Raw genomic sequence first — 20,115 nt, 5'->3', positions numbered from 1 at the left:
GGGTTGCCCTACTTGCGGTAGAGGTCGCTGGTCAGGTACAGCCGGCGCAGCTGCCGTGCGCCGACCAGCAGCACCGCGCAGGTGGGCAGCGCCAGCAGTACGCCGAAGAAGCCGAACATCTGCCCGAACGCCAGCAGCGCGAAGATCACCACCAGTGGGTGCAGGCCAATGCGCTCGCCCACCAGCCGCGGCGTCAGGTAGAAGCTCTCGACGAACTGCCCGATGCCATAGACGATCGCCACCGCGATCAGTCCATACCAGTCGCCGAACTGCAGCAGCGCCGCCACGATGGCCAGCGCAAGGCCCATGCCGAAGCCGATATACGGGATGAAGACCGCCAGTCCGGTGAAGATGCCCACCGGAATCGCCAGGTCGAACCCGGCGATCCACAGCCCGACGGAATACAGCGTGGCCAGGATCATCATCACCAGGATCTGGCCGCGCAGGTATTGGGAAAGCAGCGCATCGGTCTCCCCGCTCAGTTCCCGCACCTTCGGCACCCAGCGCCGCGGCACCACGCTCTCGATCCGGCGCATCAGCATGTGCCAGTCCATCAGCAGGTAGAACATCACGATGGGGATCAGGAACACGAACCCGCCGACGGTCAGCAGCGCCGAGCTCGACACCCGCACATAGGTCAGCAGGACCGCCCACATGTCTTCCGGGCTGGCGGCGAAGCGCTCGGACATCATCCGGCGCAGCCCCGGGAAGTCGAAGCGCACGCGGATGCCGAAGTCCGCCAGGCGCGGCGACACCACGGCATTGAGCTTCTGCAGCAGCACCGGCAGCCGTTCGCGCAGCTGCGGGATCTCGTGCTGCAGCACGGCGATCAGCAGCAGCGCCAGCAGGATGAACACCACGATCAGCAGCAGGATCATCAGCGTCACGCCGAGTACTCGCGGCACCTTGTGGCGTTGCAGCCAGTCCACCCCCGGGTTCAGGATGTAGGCGAAGATGAACGCGAACAGGAAGGGCGTCAGCACCGGTGCCAGCGCCAGCAGCGCGGCGAACAGCGCGATGCCCAGCGTGGTCCAGAGCAGGATTCGCTTGGCCTCGCGCGACAGCAAAGGGGCGTTCATCGGGGAGGGAGGAGACGGCATCGAAAGGGGCAGCGGGCACGCCGCCGGGAGAATCTGGAAGCCGGGAGCCTGTATCCGTTAAAATCGCGATTCTACTGGACTCGGGCGGGCTGCTACCCGCTGCTCGAGAGCCGCAATCCTCACTCGCCCGACCGGCCGGCCGCCGGCCCGGCGCAAGTGCCGACATTTACCTTGATCTGCAGATTCCCATGAGCGCATCCTCCACCACCGGCCAGGCAGGCCTTTCCTACCGCGACGCCGGTGTCGATATCGACGCGGGCGACGCGCTGGTCGACCGCATCAAGCCGTTCGCCAAGCGCACGATGCGCGAGGGAGTGATGGCCGGTATCGGGGGCTTCGGCGCGCTGTTCGAGCTGTCCCGCAAGTTCAAGGAGCCGGTGCTGGTGTCCGGCACCGACGGCGTCGGCACCAAGCTGAAGCTGGCGTTCCAGCTGAACCGCCATGACACCGTCGGCCAGGATCTGGTGGCGATGAGCGTCAACGACATCCTGGTGCAGGGCGCGGAACCGCTGTTTTTCCTCGACTACTTCGCCTGCGGCAAGCTGGACGTCGATACCGCGGCGACCGTGATCCAGGGCATCGCCCATGGCTGCGAACTGGCCGGCTGCGCGCTGATCGGCGGCGAAACCGCCGAGATGCCGAGCATGTACCCGGACGGCGAGTACGACCTGGCCGGCTTTGCGGTCGGCGCGGTCGAGAAGAGCAACATCATCGACGGCACCACCATCGTGCCGGGCGACGTGGTGCTGGGCCTGGCATCGTCGGGCGCGCATTCGAACGGCTACTCGCTGGTGCGCAAGATCCTGGACGTGGCAAAGCCGGACCTGAACGCAGACTTCCACGGGCAGCGGCTGCAGGATGCCATCATGGCGCCGACCCGGATCTACGTGAAGCCGCTGCTGTCGCTGATCGAATCCTTGCCGGTCAAGGGCATGGCGCATATCACCGGCGGGGGCCTGACCGAGAACGTGCCGCGCGTGCTGCCCGAGAACGTTGCCGCCGTGCTGCAACGGGACGCCTGGACGCTGCCGCCGCTGTTCCAGTGGCTGCAGGCGCAAGGCCGCGTCGCCGACGACGAAATGCATCGCGTCTTCAACTGCGGCATCGGCATGGCGGTCATCGTCTCGCGCGAGGATGCCGAGCGCGCCGTGCGTCATCTGCAGGCGGCCGGCGAGGCAGTCTGGCAGATCGGCGAGATCCGCGAACGCGAGGAAGGCCAGCCGCAGACCGTGGTGGTCTGATCGGACTTGCTTCCCTTTCCCGCGCGCGGGAAAGGGAAGCAACACCAAGGGTTTTGCAGGGCATTCACGCAAAGAGCGCTTGCCTTTGCGACGAATCTCCCCCCGCCCGCACGCCGTTTTACAACCCGCTGTAAGAATGCAGCGGCGTCATCCCGCGCCAGCCCTCTGTGTCCGGAACGCAGTGCCGCTCCCTTCCCATCCCGGTCAGGCACAGCCGATGCAATGCCGCCTACACCTGGCGGCCGCAGCCGCAGGACCGATCCACGGAACATCGACAGGAGGCGAAAATGCATATCGGAACGCGGGACCTGGTGGACTTCGCAGTGGCGGCCGCAGCGGGGGCCGCCCTCATGTACCTGTTCGACCCTGACCAGGGGGAACGGCGGCGTGCGCAACTGCGGGACAAGGCGGCGGCGCGGCGGCGCGAGGTCAGCGATTACGCGCAGACCCAGGCGAACCGCACGCTGGACAAGGCGCGCGGCCTGAAGGAAAAGATCAGCTCGCGTGCCGGCCAGCAAGGCGACGAGGCGACGAGCGGGGACGCGCTTCCCGAGGGGAGTGGGGCCGAAATGATCGACCAGCCGGCGCTCAGTTCGGATACGGCCAATCTGGGGACGGAATCGCGATAACCGTGCCGAAGGGCAGCGCCAGTCCTGGCTGCCCTGCGCTCACCTGCCACGCCGCCCCGGGCATGGCAGGCGAGGCCGGAACGGATCAATCCCGGGCAGCCGCCATGGCTTGCAGCGCGGCACCCGTCACCCGGCAGATGCGCCAGTCGGGCAGCACGTCCGCCCCCATCGCCCGATAGAACTCGATCGACGGCGTATTCCAGTCCAGCACGCACCACTCGAAGCGCCCGCAATCGCGCGCAACCGCCAGCGCGGCAAGGTGCTGCAGCAGGGCCTTGCCGATGCCGTGCCCGCGCCATCGCGGCTCGACGTACAGGTCTTCCAGATACAGGCCCGGCTTGGCCAGGAAGGTCGAGAAATTGTGGAAGAACAGCGCAAAGCCCACCGCGTGCGCGCCGCGCGACGAGCCCGCTTCGGCCGGGACCTCCGCCAGCACCGCCTCGGCATGACGCCGCTCGCCAAACAGCGCCTCGCGCAGGCGCGCCGGCGTCGCCTCGACCAGATGCGTCAACTTCTCGTAGTCGGCCAGCTCGCGGATCAGGCGCAGCAGTGTCTCGCAGTCCTGCTCGGTGGCGGCACGAAGGGTGAATGCGGTGTTTGCGGTGGAAGTGGGTTCGCTCATGATGTCGTCGTGGAAGGCCGTCGATCGGGCGATTCGCCGACCTGCGCCAGCCGCGCCACCTGGTCCACATAATCGGGTGCCAGGCAATCGACGACCAGCCGCTCCGGCGTGGAGCGCAGCCAGGTCAGCTGACGCTTGCACAGTTGACGGGTAGCGGCGATGCCGCGTTCGCGCATGGTGTCGCGGTCGCACTCGCCGTCCAGATACTCCCAGACCTGACGGTATCCCACGCAGCGGATCGAGGGCAGGCCAGCGTGCAGGTCGCCGCGGGCGCGCAGCCGCTCGACTTCCTCGATCAGCCCGCCCGCCAGCATCGCATCGAAGCGCGCGGCAATGCGTCGATGCAGGACGGCGCGGTCGGACGGCTCCAGCGCAATCGCGCGAAAACGCGCGCCCGCCTGGCCCTCGAACGCGCGCGCTTCGCCCTGCCTGGCCAGCAGGGCTGACATCGGTTGCCCGGTCAGGCGATGGATTTCCAGCGCGCGCTGGATGCGCTGGGCATCGTTCGGTGCCAGGCGCGCGGCGGTCACCGGATCCACCTGCGCCAGCAGCGCATGCAAGGCCGGCCAGCCCTCTCGCGCGGCCAGCGCATCGATCTGCGCGCGCACGGCGGGGTCCGCCTGCGGCAGGTCGTTCAGCCCCTGGGTCAGCGCCTTGTAGTACAGCATGGTGCCGCCGACGATCAGCGGCTCGCGCCCGCGTGCACGGATCTGCGCGATCAGCGCTTCCGTGTCCGCGGCAAACATCGCCGCCGAATAACTGTCGCGCGGATCGCGGATATCGATCAGGTGGTGCGGCACCGCGGCCAGCTCGTCCGCGCTGGGCTTGGCCGTGCCGATGTCCATCTGGCGATAGACCAGCGCGGAATCCATGCTGATGATCTCGATCGGGGCGCGCGCGGCCAGCGCGAGCGCCGCGGCGGTCTTGCCCGATGCCGTCGGCCCGAGCAGGCAGACCACCGGCGCGGTGTGGTGCGGGGAAGCGGCCATGGTCACTGGCCGCGCAGGAACAGGCGGTCCAGTTCGGTCACGCTCAGTTGCACCCAGGTGGGCCGGCCGTGGTTGCACTGGTCGGCGCGCTCGGTCTGTTCCATCTGCCGCAGCAGCGCGTTCATTTCCTCGATGGTCAGCCGGCGGTTGGCGCGCACGGCGCTATGGCAGGCCAGCGTCGCCAGCAGTTCGTTCTGCCGTTCGGCCAATACGCGCGAGCCGCCATAGGCTTGCAGGTCGCGCAGCACGTCACGCGCCAGCGCCTCGGCGTCGGCCTGTTTGAGCAGCGCCGGAATCGCCCGCACCGCCAGCGTGGTGGGCGACACCGGCGCGATGTCGAAGCCCAGCAGCGTCAGGGTTTGCCGATGCTCCTCGGCGGCGCCGATCTCCACCGGCGTGGCGGGCAGCGTCACCGGGATCAGCAGCGGCTGCACGGTCATCTGCCGCGTGTCCAGCGCCTGCTTGATCTGCTCGTAGAGGATGCGCTCGTGCGCGGCGTGCATGTCCACCAGCACCAGGCCGCGCGCGTTTTGCGCCAGCACGTAGATGCCATGCAGCTGCGCCAGCGCATAACCCAGCGGGTGGGAGCCGTCATCCGCAGCGGGCTGCGTCGGTGCGGCGCCAGTGCCCGCATCGAGCAGCGATGGCGGTTCGGCGCCGCGTGCCGCCTGCGCATCGGCCAGCCACGCCGGCGGCCGGCTGGCGGGCACGAAACCGCTCGATGGCTGCACGCCGGTGCGCGGGCTCAGCGCGTCGCGAACCATGCCCAGATATGCCTGGCGCGGTTGCGCGATGCCAAGGTCGGTCTGCCGCGCGGCGGCGGTGTAGTCGATCCACTGCCGGCCGGGCTGCGCGGGACTGGTCGCCGCGATCCGCACGCCCGCCCCGGGCACCGGCATGCCCGCGGCATCCGCGCGGGCGCCTTCGGTATGCAGGCTGTCGCCGTTCTCGCCCGCCTGCCGCGCCAGGCAACGCTGCACGGCGTGATAGACGAACTGGTGCACCGCCCGCGATTCGCGAAAGCGCACCTCGATCTTGGACGGATGCACGTTGACGTCGACCAGTTCGGGCGGCAGGTCCAGGCACAGCACGTAGGAGGGGAAGCGGTCGCCGTGCAGCACATCCTGGTAGGCGCTGCGCACCGCATGCGTCAGCAGTTTGTCGCGCACGAAGCGGCCGTTGACGAAGAAGAACTGCTGGTCCGGCCGCCCCCGCGACGCCGTCGGCAGGCCGGCGAAGCCATACAGGTGCAGCGCGTCGGCTTGTTCGTCCAGCGCGAGCCGGGCCCGCGCGAACTCGCCGCCGAGCACCTGCGCCGTGCGCGTGGCCACGTCGCCCGCATTCCAGTGCTCCAGCGGCTTGCCGTTATGGTGGACGGAGACGGTGACGTCGGGCCGCGCCAGCGCGGCGCGTCGCACCATCTCCAGGCAATGCCCCAGTTCGGTCTGCTCGCTCTTGAGGAACTTGCGGCGCGCCGGCGTGTTGAAGTAAAGGTGCTGCACGTCGACGGTCGTGCCGACGCCGCCCGATGCCGGCTGCAGCGCGCCGGACTCCGCGCTGATCTGGCTGGCGTGCGGGCAACTCGCCGTGCGGCTGGTCAGCGTCAGCTGCGACACCGAGGCGATCGACGCCAGCGCCTCGCCGCGAAAACCGAGCGTCAGCACCGACTCGAGCTCTTCGAGGGAAGCGATCTTGCTGGTGGCATGCCGCATCAGCGCCACCGGCAATTCGTCGGCGGGGATGCCGCGGCCGTTGTCGCTGATGACGATACGGCGCACCCCGCCTTCCTCCAGCCGCACGCCGATCTGCGTCGCGCCCGCATCCAGCGCGTTTTCCAGCAGCTCCTTGACCACCGAGGCCGGCCGCTCCACCACCTCGCCCGCGGCGATCTGGCTGATCAGCTGATCGGGCAGGGGGCGAATAGGTCGCGCCGTCGCGGCGCGGGCGGCAGGGGAGGCGGAGAGTGCGGTAGGAGCTTGCGCGGACATGCGCCGATTATACGTGGGCCAGCCCGCACGGATTTGCCGCGCAATACGCTGCCAAACCGCCGTTTGGCCACCAGCCTCTTGTATGATGTCGGGCTGAACACCGATGGGGAATGCCTTGGAAATCGCCATGCAATTCATCGACATGCTGCTGCATGTCGACAAGTATCTCGGCACCGTGATCCAGCAGTACGGCGTCTGGGTCTACGCCATTCTGTTTGCCATCGTGTTCGCGGAAACCGGCCTCGTCGTGATGCCCTTCCTGCCCGGCGATTCGCTGTTGTTCATCGCCGGTGCCTTTTGCGCAACCGGCGCGATGAACGAATGGGTGCTGATCGGCCTGCTGCTGGTGGCGGCAATTGGCGGCAATACGGTCAACTACATGATTGGCAGCTGGATCGGACCCAAGGTGTTCGAACACCGCCGCTTCCGCTTCCTGGACCAGGATGCGCTGCGCAGGACGCACGACTTCTACGAGCGCCATGGCGGCAAGACGCTGGTGATCGCCCGCTTCGTGCCGATCGTGCGCACCTTCGCGCCGTTCGTCGCCGGCGTGTCGCAGATGACCTTCGCGCGCTTCCAGCTCTACAACGTGCTTGGCGCAGTGATCTGGGTGTTTGGCCTGGTCTTCGCCGGCTACTTCTTCGGCAACCTGCCGTTCGTCAAGCAGTACCTGAATCTGATCGTGCTGGTCGGCATCAGCGCCGCCATCGTGCCGCTGGTGCTCGGCGGGCTGTGGAAGCTGGTGCGGGGCAAGCCGCGCAATCGCAAGCTTTCCTGAGGGCAGCCGCCCTTGCCACGGCGCTGGCAAGGGCGCGCACTCCAGCGCGGTTCAGCCCGGGCTGCGGCTCATCATCCGCAATGCCGGCATGCGGTCGCGGATCTGCGTCGAATCGGCCGCGTCCGGCCGCGCGCTGACGTACGCCTCGAGATCTTCCAGGGCAGGGCGGAAGCACTCCAGGTTGGCATACGCCAGGCCGCGGTCGCGCACTTCCTCGATCGAATCCGGCAGCAGGATCACCAGCCGGTTCTGCACCGCCAGCAACCGCTGCCAGCGCGACTCCTGCAGATAGATCGCCTTCAGGTTGCGCAGCATCCGCGCGACGATCTCCCGATGGCTTGCGGTACGCAGGAACAGGCCCAGCGGCACGTCGTTGGTGTCCTCCACACCCTCGCGTTCCAGATACGGGTCGAGCATCTCCTGCAGCTGCTCTTTCGATAGCGTTTCGCCGGTCAGCGGGTCGATCACCACCTCGCCGGCGGGAATCGACATGCGCAGCAGGAAGTGATTGGGAAACGAGACGCCCTTCAGCGGCAGGCCAATCTGCTGGCCCAGCTCCATATAGAGCACCGCCAGCGAGATGGGGATGCCGCGCCGCTGCCGCAGCACCACGTTCAGGTAGGAATTGTCCGGATCGTAGTAATCGTTGGCGTTTGGCCCGAAGCCCAGATCGCGGTAGAAGAAATGGTTGAGCAGCCGCAGGCGCTGGATGGCGGGGGTGCCTTCGGCAATCCGGCGCCGCAGCCGCAGGGCGAGCACATCGATGGCCGCCAGTTCCGCCTGCAGATCGAGATCCGGATAGGCGTCCTGCGCGATCGACAATGCGGTTTCGGTCAGGGGAATCGCGTCGTCGTCCGCCACCAGGGCGGCGAAGTAGTCCAGGATTTTGGTGGAAGGCATAGCGGTTCCTGGTTGCGGCCGGCATGGGGCCGCCGACACGAGCGGAGGGCGCGGTGTCGAGGGGCACCCTGGGGTGCCAGCCTGGGTAAAGCTGCGAAGCGGCCTCACGGCGCTGCGTCGGTCACGTTGCCGCGCCAAGGCTTCATGGCGCTGCAAGCAAACCTTGCGCCATCGCCCCCAGCCGATCCGGATCCGCCGGTGCGGCCCCGGCCCGCGCCATGTCGGCTGCCTTAGCCGGCGCGGCGTTTGAAGGCAGCATAGCGCAAGCCCGCCAGCCACAGTGTACCGAAGTACACCACCGCCGCAAGCACGAGGCAGGACGCCATCAGCGCAATGCGCAGCCCCGGCGTCGTGCCCATCGCGACCCAGTCGAAGCTGCGGGCGAACCACAGCAGCACGCCGGCCAGCAGCGTCACCGCCGCAGCCACCTGCGCCAGAAACAGCCCCCAGCCCGGCGCCGGCCGGTAGAACCCGCCGCGCCACAGGCCGTGGAACAGCAGCGCCGCATTCAGCGTCGCGCCCACGCTGATCGACAGCGCCAGGCCCGCGTGGCCGATCCACGGAACGAAGACGAGGTTGGCCAGCTGCGTCATGATCAGGATGGCGATGGCGATCCTGACCGGCGTGCGGATGTCCTGACGCGCATAGAAGCCCGGCGCCAGGATCTTGATCAGGATCTGTCCGAGCAGGCCGACGCCGTACGCCATCACCGCCAGCCGCGTCATGTCGACATCGTGCGCGTCGAACCTGCCGTAGTGGAACAGCACCGCGGTCAGCGGCGTGCCGAACACGAACAGGCCGATCGCGCTGGGCAGCGCCAGCAGGAAGGTCAGCCGCAGGCCCCAGTCCAGCAGCGCCGAGAATTCGGCCGTGTCCTCGCGCGCCATCGACTTGGACAGGCTGGGCAGCAGGATGGTCCCCAGCGCCACGCCCAGCAGCGCGGTCGGGAACTCCATCAGCCGATCGGCGTAGGTAATGAAGGAGACCGCGCCGGTGCCCAGCCGCGACGCGATATTGGTATTGATGATCAGGCTGATCTGCGCGACCGATACGCCGAGCAGGGCCGGCGCCATCTGCTTGAGCACGCGCCGCACGCCCGGTTCGCGCCATGCCGCGCGCAGGTTGACGCCGATGCGCGGCACCATGCCGATGCGCATCAGCGCGGGAATCTGCAGCAGCAACTGCAGCACGCCGCCGACCAGCACGCCCCAGGCCAGGCCGTAGATCGGTTGCTCCATCCGCGGCGCGACGAACATCGCCGCGCCGATGAACGACAGGTTCAGCAGCACCGGCGTAAAGGCCGGCACGGCAAAGCGCCGCCACGTGTTGAGCACCCCCGAGGTGAGGGCCACCATCGAGATCAGCCCGATATAGGGGAACATCACGCGCGTCATGAAGACCGCCGCGTCGTAGGTGTCGCCCTCGCTGCGAAAGCCCGTCGCCACCACCGTCATGATCACCGGCGCGCCCAGTACGCCGAGCAGCGACACGGCCGCCAGCGTCCACGCCATGACGGTCGCCACCGCATCCACCAGTCGGCGCGTCTGCTCGTCGCCGCGCTTGCCGTGGTACTCGCCGAGGATCGGCACGAAGGCTTGCGCGAACGCGCCTTCGCCAAAGATCCGTCGCAGCATGTTGGGGATGCGGAAGGCGACGTTGAACGCATCGGTCATCTCCGAGGCGCCGAAGGTGCGGGCGATCAGGATCTCGCGGATCAGTCCGGTGATGCGCGACAGCAGGGTCAGGCCGCTGATGGTGAAGAGCGCTTTGAGCAGGTTCAAGGTCGGGGAGGGTTCGGGACCGCGGTGCCGGGTGGCGGTCAGACGCCACATGCCTTGCAAAGTTGCAGCCGGCATGGCGAACCTGGCACTCGGTCGGATATGATTGCGCCCACTGGTCAGCCGGGGCGGCCGGGACCGCGCAGCGTTGTCAGCGGTCGCGGGTGGCCGAACGGCGCAGGGGAATCAGCCGGGATTATACGGATGTGGCTTCGCCGCGCCTCCCGCCAGCAGGATGAACCGGCGTTGCCGGCCCCCTACATCCCTGTCTTGCACCGGCGATCTTTCTGTGTGTATAATCGCCGGTTCCAAAGGATAGTTGCGTTCCGGATTCGTGTGCCAGTGCATGCCGGGTCGCTCGATGTGCAACTGCACGCACCGCATCTGAATTCAGGATTTCAAAATGGCAAATTCCGCACAAGCTCGCAAGCGCGCGCGCCAAGCCGTCGCCCAGAACGCTCATAACTCCAGCCTGCGCTCGCGTCTGCGCACCGCCGTCAAGGCAGTCCGCAAGGCCATCGACGCTGGCGACAAGGCTGCCGCAGCCGAGATCTTCAAGCAGTCGCAATGCGTGATCGACAGCATTGCCGACAAGAAGATCGTTCACAAGAACAAGGCCGCTCGCCACAAGTCGCGCCTGTCGGCCGCGATCAAGGCAATGGCCGCCTGAGTTTCGGCTCGTTCGCCGCTGGCCTTGGCCGGCGGTGAACAGACAAAAAGCCCGTCCTCGCGACGGGCTTTTTGCTTTGGTCCGGGCGCTTGTTCCGCCCTGATCCAGCGACCGATCGTTCGCGAAGTCTTACTCCAGCGAGCAGGCCTCGACCAGCTGCAGGTTGTTGTCGCGGGCGAAGTTCAGCACGAAGTCCAGCGCCTTGGGCTCGATGTCGCGCAGCCGTGCATCGACCACCACGCATTTGACGCCGCCGGACATCACCGGGCGGACATAGGGGGAGTACGTCAGGCGAGGGTCGCCGGTGTCTCCCTTCGGACGAAATTGCGCCATCACGCCGCACAGCCGTTCAGCCCAGTCGCTCGGACGGAAGGTCCGGCCTTCCTTGGTGATGCCCTGGATGAAGTACTGGCGAACGTTGGAATTCATGGAGACTGCGCTTGTGACTCGACGGGAAACCCGCGACGGGGCGCCCGTTGGACGCGCCCGGCGGCGAAGGGTTCGCACATCGGATCGCTGGTGGGGCGACGGGGAGCGGGGGCACTTTTGATGCCGGATGCGGGCGCAGGCAAGGTCTGCCGGGCCCCGCGTGAATCAGCGAGTATTATATCTTATATAAGACTGCCGCATAAGCTCGCCCGGGCGGCGTGGCGCCGGGATGACAGGGGCGCAGGCTCGCCAAAGCCGGAATAATCCCTTATGATTCCTGTCACTCACATTGCGCAAGCGACGCGAAAGGCGGCTCCGCGGCACCGGATTTCATGACGATTTCATGGACGGTGTCCCCATCGAGCCGCCTTCTTTGTTTTATGAGCCCAACTCCGATCAAGCATTACCTGCAGTTCAGCGATCTCGGTGCCGAAGAGTACGAGTACCTGCTGGACCGCGCGCGGATCCTGAAGGCCAAGTTCAAGAACTACGAAACCTGGCACCCTCTGCACGACCGCACGCTGGCGATGATCTTCGAGAAGAACTCGACCCGCACGCGCCTGTCGTTCGAGGCCGGCATCCACCAGCTGGGCGGCCACGCGGTCTTCCTCAGCACGCGCGATTCGCAACTCGGCCGCGGCGAACCGATCGAGGACGCCGCGCAGGTGATCTCCCGCATGGTGGACATCATCATGATCCGCACCTTCGGCCAGGAGATCATCGAACGCTTTGCCGCGCACTCGCGGGTGCCCGTCATCAACGGGCTGACCAACGAATATCACCCCTGCCAGGTACTCGCCGACGTCTTCACCTATATCGAGCACCGCGGCAGCATCCGCGGCAAGACCGTGGCCTGGATCGGTGACGCCAACAACATGGCGTACACCTGGATCCAGGCGGCCGAGCGCCTCGGTTTCACCTTCCACTTCTCCGCGCCGCCGGGCTACCAGCTGGATCCGGCCATGGTGCCCGCTACCGCAGCCGGCCTCGTCAAGGTCTTCGACGATCCGCTGCAAGCCTGCGCCGGTGCCGATCTGGTCACCACCGACGTGTGGACCAGCATGGGATTCGAAGCCGAGAACGAGGAGCGCAAGCGCGCCTTCCAGAAGTGGATGGTCACCACGGCGATGATGGACCGGGCCCGCGACGACGCGGTGTTCATGCATTGCCTGCCGGCGCACCGCGGCGAGGAGGTCGAGGCGGAGGTGATCGACGGGCCGAAGAGCGTGGTCTGGGACGAAGCCGAGAACCGCCTGCATGTGCAGAAGGCGCTGATGGAATACCTGCTCTGCGGCCGCTACTGACACGCTTGCCGGCAAGTGGCGCCCAAGCCCGGGCCGGCATGTCAGAATAGCGGCTTTCGCATTTCCTAATCTGGTATGCGGGCCGTCGCACCGGCTGGTCCGCCCTTTTTTCGCATCGAGTCGAACATGAGCGATATCAAGAAAGTCGTGCTCGCCTATTCCGGCGGGCTGGACACTTCGGTGATCCTGAAGTGGCTGCAGGACACCTATCAGTGCGAGGTGGTGACCTTCACCGCCGACATCGGCCAGGGCGAGGAGCTCGAGCCGGCCCGCCAGAAGGCGCTCAAGTTCGGCATCAAGCCCGAAAACATCTTCATCGACGACCTGCGCGAAGAATTCGTGCGCGATTTCGTCTTCCCGATGTTCCGCACCAACGCGGTCTACGAAGGCGAATACCTGCTGGGCACCTCGATCGCCCGTCCGCTGATCGCCAAGCGCCAGATCGAAATCCTGCGCAGCACCGGCGCCGACGCCGTGTCGCACGGCGCCACCGGCAAGGGCAACGACCAGGTCCGCTTCGAACTGGGCTATTACGGCCTGGAGCCGGGCGTCAAGGTCATCGCCCCGTGGCGCGAGTGGGACCTGCTGTCGCGCGAGAAACTGCTGGCCTACGCCGAGAAGGCCGGCATCGACATCGACATGAAGCACAAGAAGGGCGGCGCGCCGTATTCGATGGACGCCAACCTGCTGCACATCTCGTTCGAAGGCCGCCACCTGGAAGACCCCAAGGCCGAGGCCGAGGAAGACATGTGGCGCTGGACCGTGTCGCCGGAGCAGGCGCCGGACCAACCCGAGTTCCTCGACATCGAGTTCGAGCAGGGCGACATCGTCGGCCTGAACGGCAAGCGCATGACGCCGGCCGAAGTGCTGACCGAATTGAACCGCCTGGGCGGCAAGCACGGCATCGGCCGTCTGGACCTGGTCGAGAACCGCTACGTCGGCATGAAGAGCCGCGGCTGCTATGAAACGCCGGGCGGCACGATCCTGCTGCGCGCGCACCGCGCCATCGAATCGATCACGCTGGACCGCGAAGTCGCCCACCTGAAGGACGACCTGATGCCGCGCTACGCCAGCCTGGTCTACAACGGCTACTGGTGGAGCCCCGAGCGCAAGGCCCTGCAGGTGCTGATCGACCATACCCAGCAGAACGTCAACGGCTGGGTGCGGGTCAAGCTGTACAAGGGCAACGTGATCGTGCTCGCCCGCGATTCGAAGGACACGCTGTTCGACAAGACCATCGCCACCTTCGACGACGACTTCGGCGCCTACAACCAGGCGGATGCCGGCGGCTTCATCAAGCTGAACGCGCTGCGCATGCGCATCGCCGAAAACGCGCGCCGTCAGCGCGGCAAGTAATTCGCGAGGGCGAACCGCCACGCATTGCGCGCATCACGAAGAGGGGCCTCCAGGCCCCTCTTTTCACATGGGCGCGGGCTCGGATCCGCACTCGGCCGCCTCCAGTCTCTTGTCTTTCCTCTCTCCCGCTACTCTGCACAACGACATCATGAGCCAGTTCGACAACGTCTCGGTCCTTAAGCAAGCCAACCTGTATTTCGACGGCAAGTGCGTCAGCCATACGGTGCTGTTTCCGGACGGTACGCGCAAGACGCTGGGCGTGATCTTCCCGGCCACGCTGACCTTCAATACCGGCGCCCCGGAGATCATGGAGATCAACGCCGGCTCGTGCCGCGTGAAGCTGTCCGGCTCCGACGAGTGGAAGCAATACGGTGCCGGGCAGCAGTTCAGCATCCCGGGCGACAGCAGCTTCGAGATCGACGTGCAACAGACGCTGGACTACGTCTGTCATTTCGGTTGAGCATCGGCCGCTGATCCTTTCCAAGCCAGTCCGGCGGCGAACCTGCCGGACTCCCTGACGCACCTGGCATTTCCCGATCGAGGCGCGGACCATGGCGAACCATTCGAAGTCGATCAACCTTGCCCTGCAGGGCGGCGGCGCGCATGGCGCCTTCGGCTGGGGCGTGCTCGACGCGCTGCTGGAAGACGGCCGGCTGCATTTCGACGGCATCAGCGGCACCAGCGCCGGCACCATGAATGCGGTCGTCATGCTGGACGGACTGGCCGAGGGCGGTGCCGAGCGCGCCCGGGAGAAGCTGCACGACTTCTGGTTCGGCGTGTCGCGCATCGGCTCGCCGTTCTCCACGCTGGGCCAGCAGGCGGCCAACTGGCTGACCGGCAACGGCGGCGGCAATTGGCCGATGCAGGACTGGATGCGGATGTGGGCCGGCTGGTGGGCCGCCTCCTCGCAGGGCCGGCAATACAATCCGCTGCGCGGTTTGCTGGAGAACCAGGTCGACTTCGATCGCCTGCGCCGCCACGGCGGGGCCAAGCTGTTCGTCGCGGCGACCGACGTCAACAGCGGCAATGTGCGCGTCTTCCGGACGCGCGAGCTGACCGTCGACGTCGTGCTTGCCTCCGCCTGCCTGCCCTATCTGTATCCGGCGGTCGAAATCGACGGCAAGCACTACTGGGACGGCGGCTATATGGGCAACCCGGTGCTGTTTCCGTTCTTCTATCTGACCGGCACCCGCGACATCCTGGTGGTCCATATCAACCCGATTGCGCGGACCGACGTCCCGACCCAGCCGCAGGAGGTGATGGAGCGGCTCAACGAGATCACCTTCAATGCATCGCTGCTGCGGGAGATGCGCGCGATCGCCTTCGTGCAGAAGCTGCTGGACGAGGAATGGCTCAAGCCCGAATACCGCGACCGGCTCAAATACATCCTGCTGCATTCCATTCGCGCCGACGAGGCGCTGGCGGATCTGTCGTCGTCCACCAAACTGGTGACCGACTGGAACTTCCTGCTGATGCTGCGCGAGCGCGGGCGTGAAACGGCCCGGGCCTGGATCGAGCAGCATTTCGACGCGGTCGGCGAGCGCGCAACGGTGGATATCCGCAAGGAATTCCTGCTGGACCAGCCGTTGTAGCGGCCGCTGTTGGCCGAGGTCTGCTGCTCTCTCCCCCGACCCCTCTCCCGCAAGCGGGCGAGGGTAGCGAACCATCGGTGTTCTCCCTCTCCCGCTTGCGGGAGGGTAGCGAACCATCGGTGTTCTCCCTCTCCCGCTTGCGGGAGAGGGCCGGGGAGAGGGAGCGAACCGCGGCCCCCCTCCAGCCTCAAATCACCACCGGCTCCGGCTCGATCCTTACCCCGAACCGCTGCGCCACCGTATCCGCAATGCGCGCCGCCAGCGCCATCAGGTCGTTGCCGCTGCCGCCGCCATGGTGCACCAGAACCAGCGCCTGGCGGTCGTGCACGCCCACACAGCCTTCGCGCCAACCCTTGAAGCCGCACTGATCGATCAGCCATCCCGCCGCCAGCTTGTAGCTGCCATCGGCCTGCTGGTGGCTCACCAGCGAGGGGTGTTCGCGCAGCAGCGCATCGCGCAACGGCGCGCTGACCACCGGATTCTTGAAGAAGCTGCCGGCATTGCCAAGGTGGGCGGGATCCGGCAGCTTTGCGCTGCGGATCGCGATCACCGCATCGCGGATATCCTCGGGACGGGGGGCGGGCAGATGCGCCACCCCACGCGCCAGTTCCGCATAGCCGAGCGCCGGTTGCCAGCGGCGCGGCAGCCGCAGCGTGACGGCGGTAATCACGAAGCGGTCTCGCCCGGCCTGCTTGAACAGGCTGTCGCGATAGCCGAACGCGCATTGCTCGGCGTCGAGCGTGACGAATCGGCGCGTTTGCCGATCCCAGGCCCGCAGCGCATGGAAGCGCTCGCGCAGCTCCACGCCATAGGCGCCGATGTTCTGGATCGGCGCGGCGCCCACCGTGCCCGGGATCAGCGCCAGATTCTCCAGCCCCGGCAGGCCATCGGCGATCGTGCGCAGTACGGTCGCATGCCAGTTCTCGCCGGCGCCCACCGTCACCAGCGACGCCTCGCCGTCGCTGACCGTGTCGACCCGGTAGCCCGGGATCTGCATCAGCAGTACCGCCGCATCGAGGTCGCCGGTCAGCACGACGTTGCTGCCGCCTCCCAGCACGAGCACCGGGCGTGACGCCACGCGCGCATCGTCCAGCGCCTGCACGAGGTCGTCCTCGCTGCGCACCGGCACGGCGTAGCGCGCGGTCACATCGAATCCCAATGTGTTGTGCGGGCGCAGCGGATAAAATTCGAGGAAGTCTGCCATGCGAAACAGGTTATGCCCTGAGGCCCCGGCTTCCCACGCGCCGCCTCGCAAGGCAAGGCGCGCTCTCGCGAGTCATTGCGAGTGCCGGGGCGAAGCTGCTGGATTATACGGAACCGGACAAGGGAGCCTGCGCAGTGCAGGGCCTCCCGAACATCTACAAGGAGAATGCGATGCCGTCGTTTGACGTGGTATGCGAAGCGAATATGGTCGAGGTCAAGAACGCGGTCGAGCAGGCCAACAAGGAAATCTCCACCCGTTTCGATTTCAAGGGTTCGGATGCACGGGTCGAGCAGAAGGAAGGCGAACTGACGGCCTTCGCCGATGACGACTTCAAGCTCGGTCAGGTAAAGGATGTCCTGCTCAACAAGATGGCCAAGCGCAATGTCGACGTGCGCTTCCTGGACTATGGCAAGACCGAGAAGATCAGTGGCGACAAGGTCAAGCAGGTCATCACGATCAAGAAGGGCGTCACCGGCGACCTCGCCAAGAAGATCGTGCGCATGATCAAGGACAGCAAGATCAAGGTGCAGGCGAGCATCCAGGGCGACGCCGTGCGGGTCTCGGGCACCAAGCGCGACGACCTGCAGGGCGTCATCGCCATGCTGCGCAAGGACGTTTCCGAAGCGCCGCTGGACTTCAACAACTTCCGCGACTGAGCGGGACGGCGGACCCGGGCAACCACGCGGCGGCGCGGCTTACCGCGCCGCCGGCAGCCCGCCGATCCGTGCGCCCGCGCCGATCCCCTTCTGCGCGAACCAGCCCCGGTTCATCTCCAGCGCGTAGCGCACTGCCGCCTTCGGGCAGACGTTGTCCTCGCTTTGCGGCTTCATGTCCTCGATGTTGACGATGGTGCCGTCATCCGCGAGGAACGCGATCGACAGCGGCAGCTCGGTGTTCTTCATCCAGAAGCAGTGCCCGGCCTTCTGCTCGAAGACGAACAGCATGCCGCTGTTCGCGGCCATCGACTTGCGGTACATCAGTCCCTGCTGGCGGGAAGCGGGATCGGCGGCGACCTCCGCGCGGATGGCATAGAGGCCCGCACTGAGCGTGACGACCGGCAGCGTGGACTGGGCGTGCGCCGTCGGCACGGCGAGCACGGCGGCCACGGCACAGCAGGCCGATGTCATGGCAAGGCGGGTCAGTGAGAAGAAGCGCCCGGCAGGCGCGGCGACGGTCGGCGCGTTCAAATCGGTCGGCATGACGTGAGCGTTGGCAAGCGAAGCGCCAAGGATAGCGCAGCCGGCTATCTGGCGGTGCGCCGCAGCCCCGGGCCACGATAGGGCCGGTTGCGCACCGCCGGCAGCCCAAGCGCGGCAGGGTCGATCTCGCACCATTGTCCGGGCGCCAGCTGCAGCGTGCGCAGGTCCAGCGCGCCGATGGCAATCCGCACCAGGCGCAGCGTCGGGTATCCCACTGCCGCCGTCATCCGGCGCACCTGCCGGTTCTTGCCCTCGCGAATGACAAGCGCCATCCATTGGGTGGGAATGGCGGCGCGGTACCGGATCGGCGGATGTCGCGGCCAGAGGAAGTCCGGTTCGGCAATGCAGGCGGCACTCGCGGGCAGCGTGCGGAAGTCGCCCAGATCGACGCCGGAACGCAGCCTGGCAAGCGCCGCCTCATCCGGAATGCCTTCGACCTGTGCCAGATAGGTCTTGGCCAGTTTCCCGGCCGGATCGGCAATGCGCGCCTGCAACGCGCCGTCGTCCGTCAACAGCAGCAGCCCTTCCGAGTCCGCGTCGAGCCGGCCGGCGGGATAGACGTCCGGCACCGCTACCCATTCAGCCAGCGTGGGGCGGCTCGGGTGCGGCGAGAACTGGCTCATGGTGCCGAAGGGTTTGTTCAGTGCGATCAGCATGCGAAGGAAGCGGGAATGCCAGCGCCGCAGGGAAAATCCTGCGGAATCAGGCGCGCAGTATGCACCAGACGCACGGGAAAGACCGCCCCGTCGGAATGGCGGATCGTGAAAAATTGCTGCATAATACGAAACCGGTCTTGTGTCTTATATAAGACCCAAACCAGATTGATCTTGCAGTGCAGCAGAAACGCTGCGCCAAGGCCGCTACAATGCCTCCCGCCAGGTTTGCATTTCGCTGCCGGCAATGGTCCCGGCAGCCGTTCTAAACCCCCCGTTCCGTACTGGAGACGTCATGTACCAACACATCAAGGTTCCGGCCGGTGAGAAGATCACGGTCAACCAGGATTTCTCGCTGAATGTTCCGGACAATCCGATCATTCCTTATATTGAAGGCGACGGTACGGGTTTCGACATCACCCCGGTGATGATCAAGGTGGTGGACGCCGCCGTGGAAAAAGCCTATGCCGGCAAGCGCAAGATCTCCTGGATGGAAATCTACGCCGGCGAGAAGTCGACCAAGGTGTACGGCCCGGACGTCTGGCTGCCTGACGAAACCCTGGACGTGCTCAAGGAATACGTCGTCTCGATCAAGGGTCCCCTGACCACCCCGGTTGGCGGCGGCATCCGTTCGCTGAACGTGGCCCTGCGCCAGCAGCTGGACCTGTACGTCTGCCTGCGCCCGGTGCGTTATTTCAAGGGCGTGCCTTCGCCGGTCCGTGAGCCGGAGAAGACTGACATGGTGATCTTCCGCGAGAACTCGGAAGACATCTACGCCGGTATCGAGTGGGAAGCCGAGAGCGAGCAGGCCAGGAAGGTCATTGCGTTCCTGCAGAACGAAATGGGCGTCAAGAAGATCCGCTTCCCGGAAACCTCGGGTATCGGCATCAAGCCGGTGTCGAAGGAAGGCACCCAGCGCCTGGTCCGCAAGGCCATCCAGTACGCCATCGACAACGACAAGCCGTCGGTGACCCTGGTCCACAAGGGCAACATCATGAAGTTCACCGAAGGTGGCTTCCGTGACTGGGGCTACGAACTGGCCCAGAAGGAATTCGGCGCCGAGCTGATCGACGGCGGCCCGTGGTGCAAGTTCAAGAACCCGAAGACCGGCAAGGAAATCATCGTCAAGGACGCCATCGCCGATGCGTTCCTGCAGCAGATCCTGCTGCGTCCGGCCGAGTACTCGGTGATCGCCACGCTGAACCTGAACGGCGACTACGTTTCGGACGCACTGGCCGCTCAAGTTGGTGGTATCGGTATCGCTCCGGGCGCCAACCTGTCGGATTCGGTGGCGATGTTCGAAGCGACCCACGGCACCGCGCCGAAGTACGCTGGCAAGGACTACGTCAACCCGGGTTCGGAAATCCTGTCGGCCGAAATGATGCTGCGTCATATGGGCTGGACCGAAGCCGCGGACCTGATCATCTCGTCGATGGAAAAGGCGATCCTGTCGAAGAAGGTCACCTATGACTTCGCCCGCCTGCTCGAAGGCGCGACCCAGGTGTCGTGCTCGGGCTTCGGTCAGGTCATGATCGACAATATGTAATTCGATACCCGTTCCGTACGGGTCGAATCCAAACCCCGGTGGAGCGTCGCTCCCCGGGGTTTTTCTTTTGCGGGGGGCATCCGAAGCGTGGCATCGGCTGCCGGTGGCGGGCAGAAACCGAAAGCACGCTCGCCAGG

The 20,115-nt window shown here is 66.2% G+C and carries 20 protein-coding genes; 10 read left to right on the top strand and 10 right to left on the bottom strand.

Annotated elements, in window-relative coordinates:
• Nucleotides 1-8: 8 nt before the first annotated feature.
• Nucleotides 9-1,079: an AI-2E family transporter gene (locus K6V06_RS09865; RefSeq protein WP_222242755.1), complete on the bottom strand. Its 1,071-nt coding sequence runs from the start codon at nt 1,077-1,079 to the stop codon at nt 9-11.
• A 209-nt stretch (nt 1,080-1,288) separates the two neighbouring features.
• On the opposite strand from K6V06_RS09865, the gene purM reads away from it, so the two are divergent.
• On the top strand, nt 1,289-2,341 hold the full coding sequence (purM, locus tag K6V06_RS09860; RefSeq protein WP_222242753.1) for a phosphoribosylformylglycinamidine cyclo-ligase: 1,053 nt from the start codon (nt 1,289-1,291) through the stop codon (nt 2,339-2,341).
• Nucleotides 2,342-2,628: 287 nt separating this feature from the next.
• Nucleotides 2,629-2,970 carry a YtxH domain-containing protein gene (locus K6V06_RS09855; RefSeq protein ID WP_222242751.1) on the top strand — a complete coding sequence of 114 codons (342 nt, stop codon included), beginning with the start codon at nt 2,629-2,631 and terminating at the stop codon, nt 2,968-2,970.
• Nucleotides 2,971-3,055: 85 nt separating this feature from the next.
• On the opposite strand, the gene K6V06_RS09850 is transcribed toward K6V06_RS09855, so the two are convergent.
• The 3 genes from K6V06_RS09850 to mutL are packed head-to-tail and all read right to left on the bottom strand — an operon-like array spanning nt 3,056 to nt 6,569.
• Complete coding sequence (locus K6V06_RS09850; RefSeq protein WP_222242749.1) at nt 3,056-3,592, bottom strand: GNAT family N-acetyltransferase; 537 nt, start codon at nt 3,590-3,592, stop codon at nt 3,056-3,058.
• Entirely contained in the window at nt 3,589-4,581 is a 993-nt protein-coding gene (gene miaA, locus K6V06_RS09845) for a tRNA (adenosine(37)-N6)-dimethylallyltransferase MiaA (RefSeq protein ID WP_222242747.1), read from the bottom strand. The genes K6V06_RS09850 and miaA overlap by 4 nt, the downstream gene beginning before the upstream one ends.
• A 2-nt stretch (nt 4,582-4,583) precedes the next feature.
• A complete protein-coding gene (mutL, locus tag K6V06_RS09840) occupies nt 4,584-6,569 on the bottom strand; it encodes a DNA mismatch repair endonuclease MutL (RefSeq protein ID WP_222242745.1) in 1,986 nt (661 codons plus the stop codon).
• Between the two features lie 127 nt (nt 6,570-6,696).
• On the opposite strand from mutL, the gene K6V06_RS09835 reads away from it, so the two are divergent.
• Nucleotides 6,697-7,347 carry a DedA family protein gene (locus K6V06_RS09835; RefSeq protein ID WP_222242743.1) on the top strand — a complete coding sequence of 217 codons (651 nt, stop codon included), beginning with the start codon at nt 6,697-6,699 and terminating at the stop codon, nt 7,345-7,347.
• A 51-nt stretch (nt 7,348-7,398) separates the two neighbouring features.
• Here K6V06_RS09835 and K6V06_RS09830 read toward each other — a convergent pair whose 3' ends face one another.
• A complete protein-coding gene (locus K6V06_RS09830; RefSeq protein WP_222242741.1) occupies nt 7,399-8,247 on the bottom strand; it encodes a SirB1 family protein in 849 nt (282 codons plus the stop codon).
• A gap of 230 nt (nt 8,248-8,477) precedes the next feature.
• Nucleotides 8,478-10,028: a murein biosynthesis integral membrane protein MurJ gene (murJ, locus tag K6V06_RS09825; protein WP_222242739.1), complete on the bottom strand. Its 1,551-nt coding sequence runs from the start codon at nt 10,026-10,028 to the stop codon at nt 8,478-8,480.
• 400 nt (nt 10,029-10,428) lie between these two features.
• Between murJ and rpsT the strand changes: the two genes are divergently transcribed.
• A complete protein-coding gene (rpsT, locus tag K6V06_RS09820; RefSeq protein WP_222242737.1) occupies nt 10,429-10,695 on the top strand; it encodes a 30S ribosomal protein S20 in 267 nt (88 codons plus the stop codon).
• A 129-nt stretch (nt 10,696-10,824) separates the two neighbouring features.
• Here the strand turns inward: rpsT and K6V06_RS09815 are convergent, their stop codons facing one another.
• Entirely contained in the window at nt 10,825-11,124 is a 300-nt protein-coding gene (locus tag K6V06_RS09815; protein WP_222242735.1) for a DUF3579 domain-containing protein, read from the bottom strand.
• Between the two features lie 380 nt (nt 11,125-11,504).
• Here K6V06_RS09815 and argF point away from each other — a divergent pair, with 380 nt between their 5' ends.
• From argF to K6V06_RS09795, 4 genes are all read left to right on the top strand, one after another.
• The gene (argF, locus tag K6V06_RS09810) at nt 11,505-12,428 is read left to right on the top strand and encodes an ornithine carbamoyltransferase (protein ID WP_222242733.1); all 924 of its coding nucleotides are present in this window, start codon (nt 11,505-11,507) and stop codon (nt 12,426-12,428) included.
• A gap of 126 nt (nt 12,429-12,554) precedes the next feature.
• Complete coding sequence (locus K6V06_RS09805) at nt 12,555-13,784, top strand: argininosuccinate synthase (protein ID WP_222242722.1); 1,230 nt, start codon at nt 12,555-12,557, stop codon at nt 13,782-13,784.
• Between the two features lie 148 nt (nt 13,785-13,932).
• The gene (locus K6V06_RS09800) at nt 13,933-14,244 is read left to right on the top strand and encodes a pyrimidine/purine nucleoside phosphorylase (RefSeq protein WP_222242720.1); all 312 of its coding nucleotides are present in this window, start codon (nt 13,933-13,935) and stop codon (nt 14,242-14,244) included.
• Between the two features lie 91 nt (nt 14,245-14,335).
• Entirely contained in the window at nt 14,336-15,376 is a 1,041-nt protein-coding gene (locus tag K6V06_RS09795) for a patatin-like phospholipase family protein (RefSeq protein ID WP_222242718.1), read from the top strand.
• A gap of 187 nt (nt 15,377-15,563) precedes the next feature.
• Here the strand turns inward: K6V06_RS09795 and murB are convergent, their stop codons facing one another.
• Entirely contained in the window at nt 15,564-16,580 is a 1,017-nt protein-coding gene (gene murB, locus K6V06_RS09790; protein ID WP_222242716.1) for a UDP-N-acetylmuramate dehydrogenase, read from the bottom strand.
• A gap of 170 nt (nt 16,581-16,750) precedes the next feature.
• Here murB and K6V06_RS09785 point away from each other — a divergent pair, with 170 nt between their 5' ends.
• Nucleotides 16,751-17,236, top strand: a complete 486-nt coding sequence (locus tag K6V06_RS09785) for a YajQ family cyclic di-GMP-binding protein (RefSeq protein ID WP_222242714.1) — start codon at nt 16,751-16,753, stop codon at nt 17,234-17,236.
• 39 nt (nt 17,237-17,275) lie between these two features.
• Here K6V06_RS09785 and K6V06_RS09780 read toward each other — a convergent pair whose 3' ends face one another.
• On the bottom strand, nt 17,276-17,707 hold the full coding sequence (locus K6V06_RS09780) for a DUF192 domain-containing protein (protein ID WP_222243072.1): 432 nt from the start codon (nt 17,705-17,707) through the stop codon (nt 17,276-17,278).
• A gap of 116 nt (nt 17,708-17,823) precedes the next feature.
• On the bottom strand, nt 17,824-18,435 hold the full coding sequence (locus tag K6V06_RS09775; protein ID WP_222242712.1) for a pseudouridine synthase: 612 nt from the start codon (nt 18,433-18,435) through the stop codon (nt 17,824-17,826).
• A 292-nt stretch (nt 18,436-18,727) separates the two neighbouring features.
• Here K6V06_RS09775 and icd point away from each other — a divergent pair, with 292 nt between their 5' ends.
• Nucleotides 18,728-19,978, top strand: a complete 1,251-nt coding sequence (gene icd / locus K6V06_RS09770; protein WP_222242710.1) for an NADP-dependent isocitrate dehydrogenase — start codon at nt 18,728-18,730, stop codon at nt 19,976-19,978.
• Nucleotides 19,979-20,115 lie beyond the last annotated feature (137 nt).

This window comes from Cupriavidus sp. AU9028 (assembly GCF_019795295.1).
GTDB lineage: Bacteria > Pseudomonadota > Gammaproteobacteria > Burkholderiales > Burkholderiaceae > Cupriavidus.
This window is presented reverse-complemented; position numbering and strand designations above follow the sequence as displayed.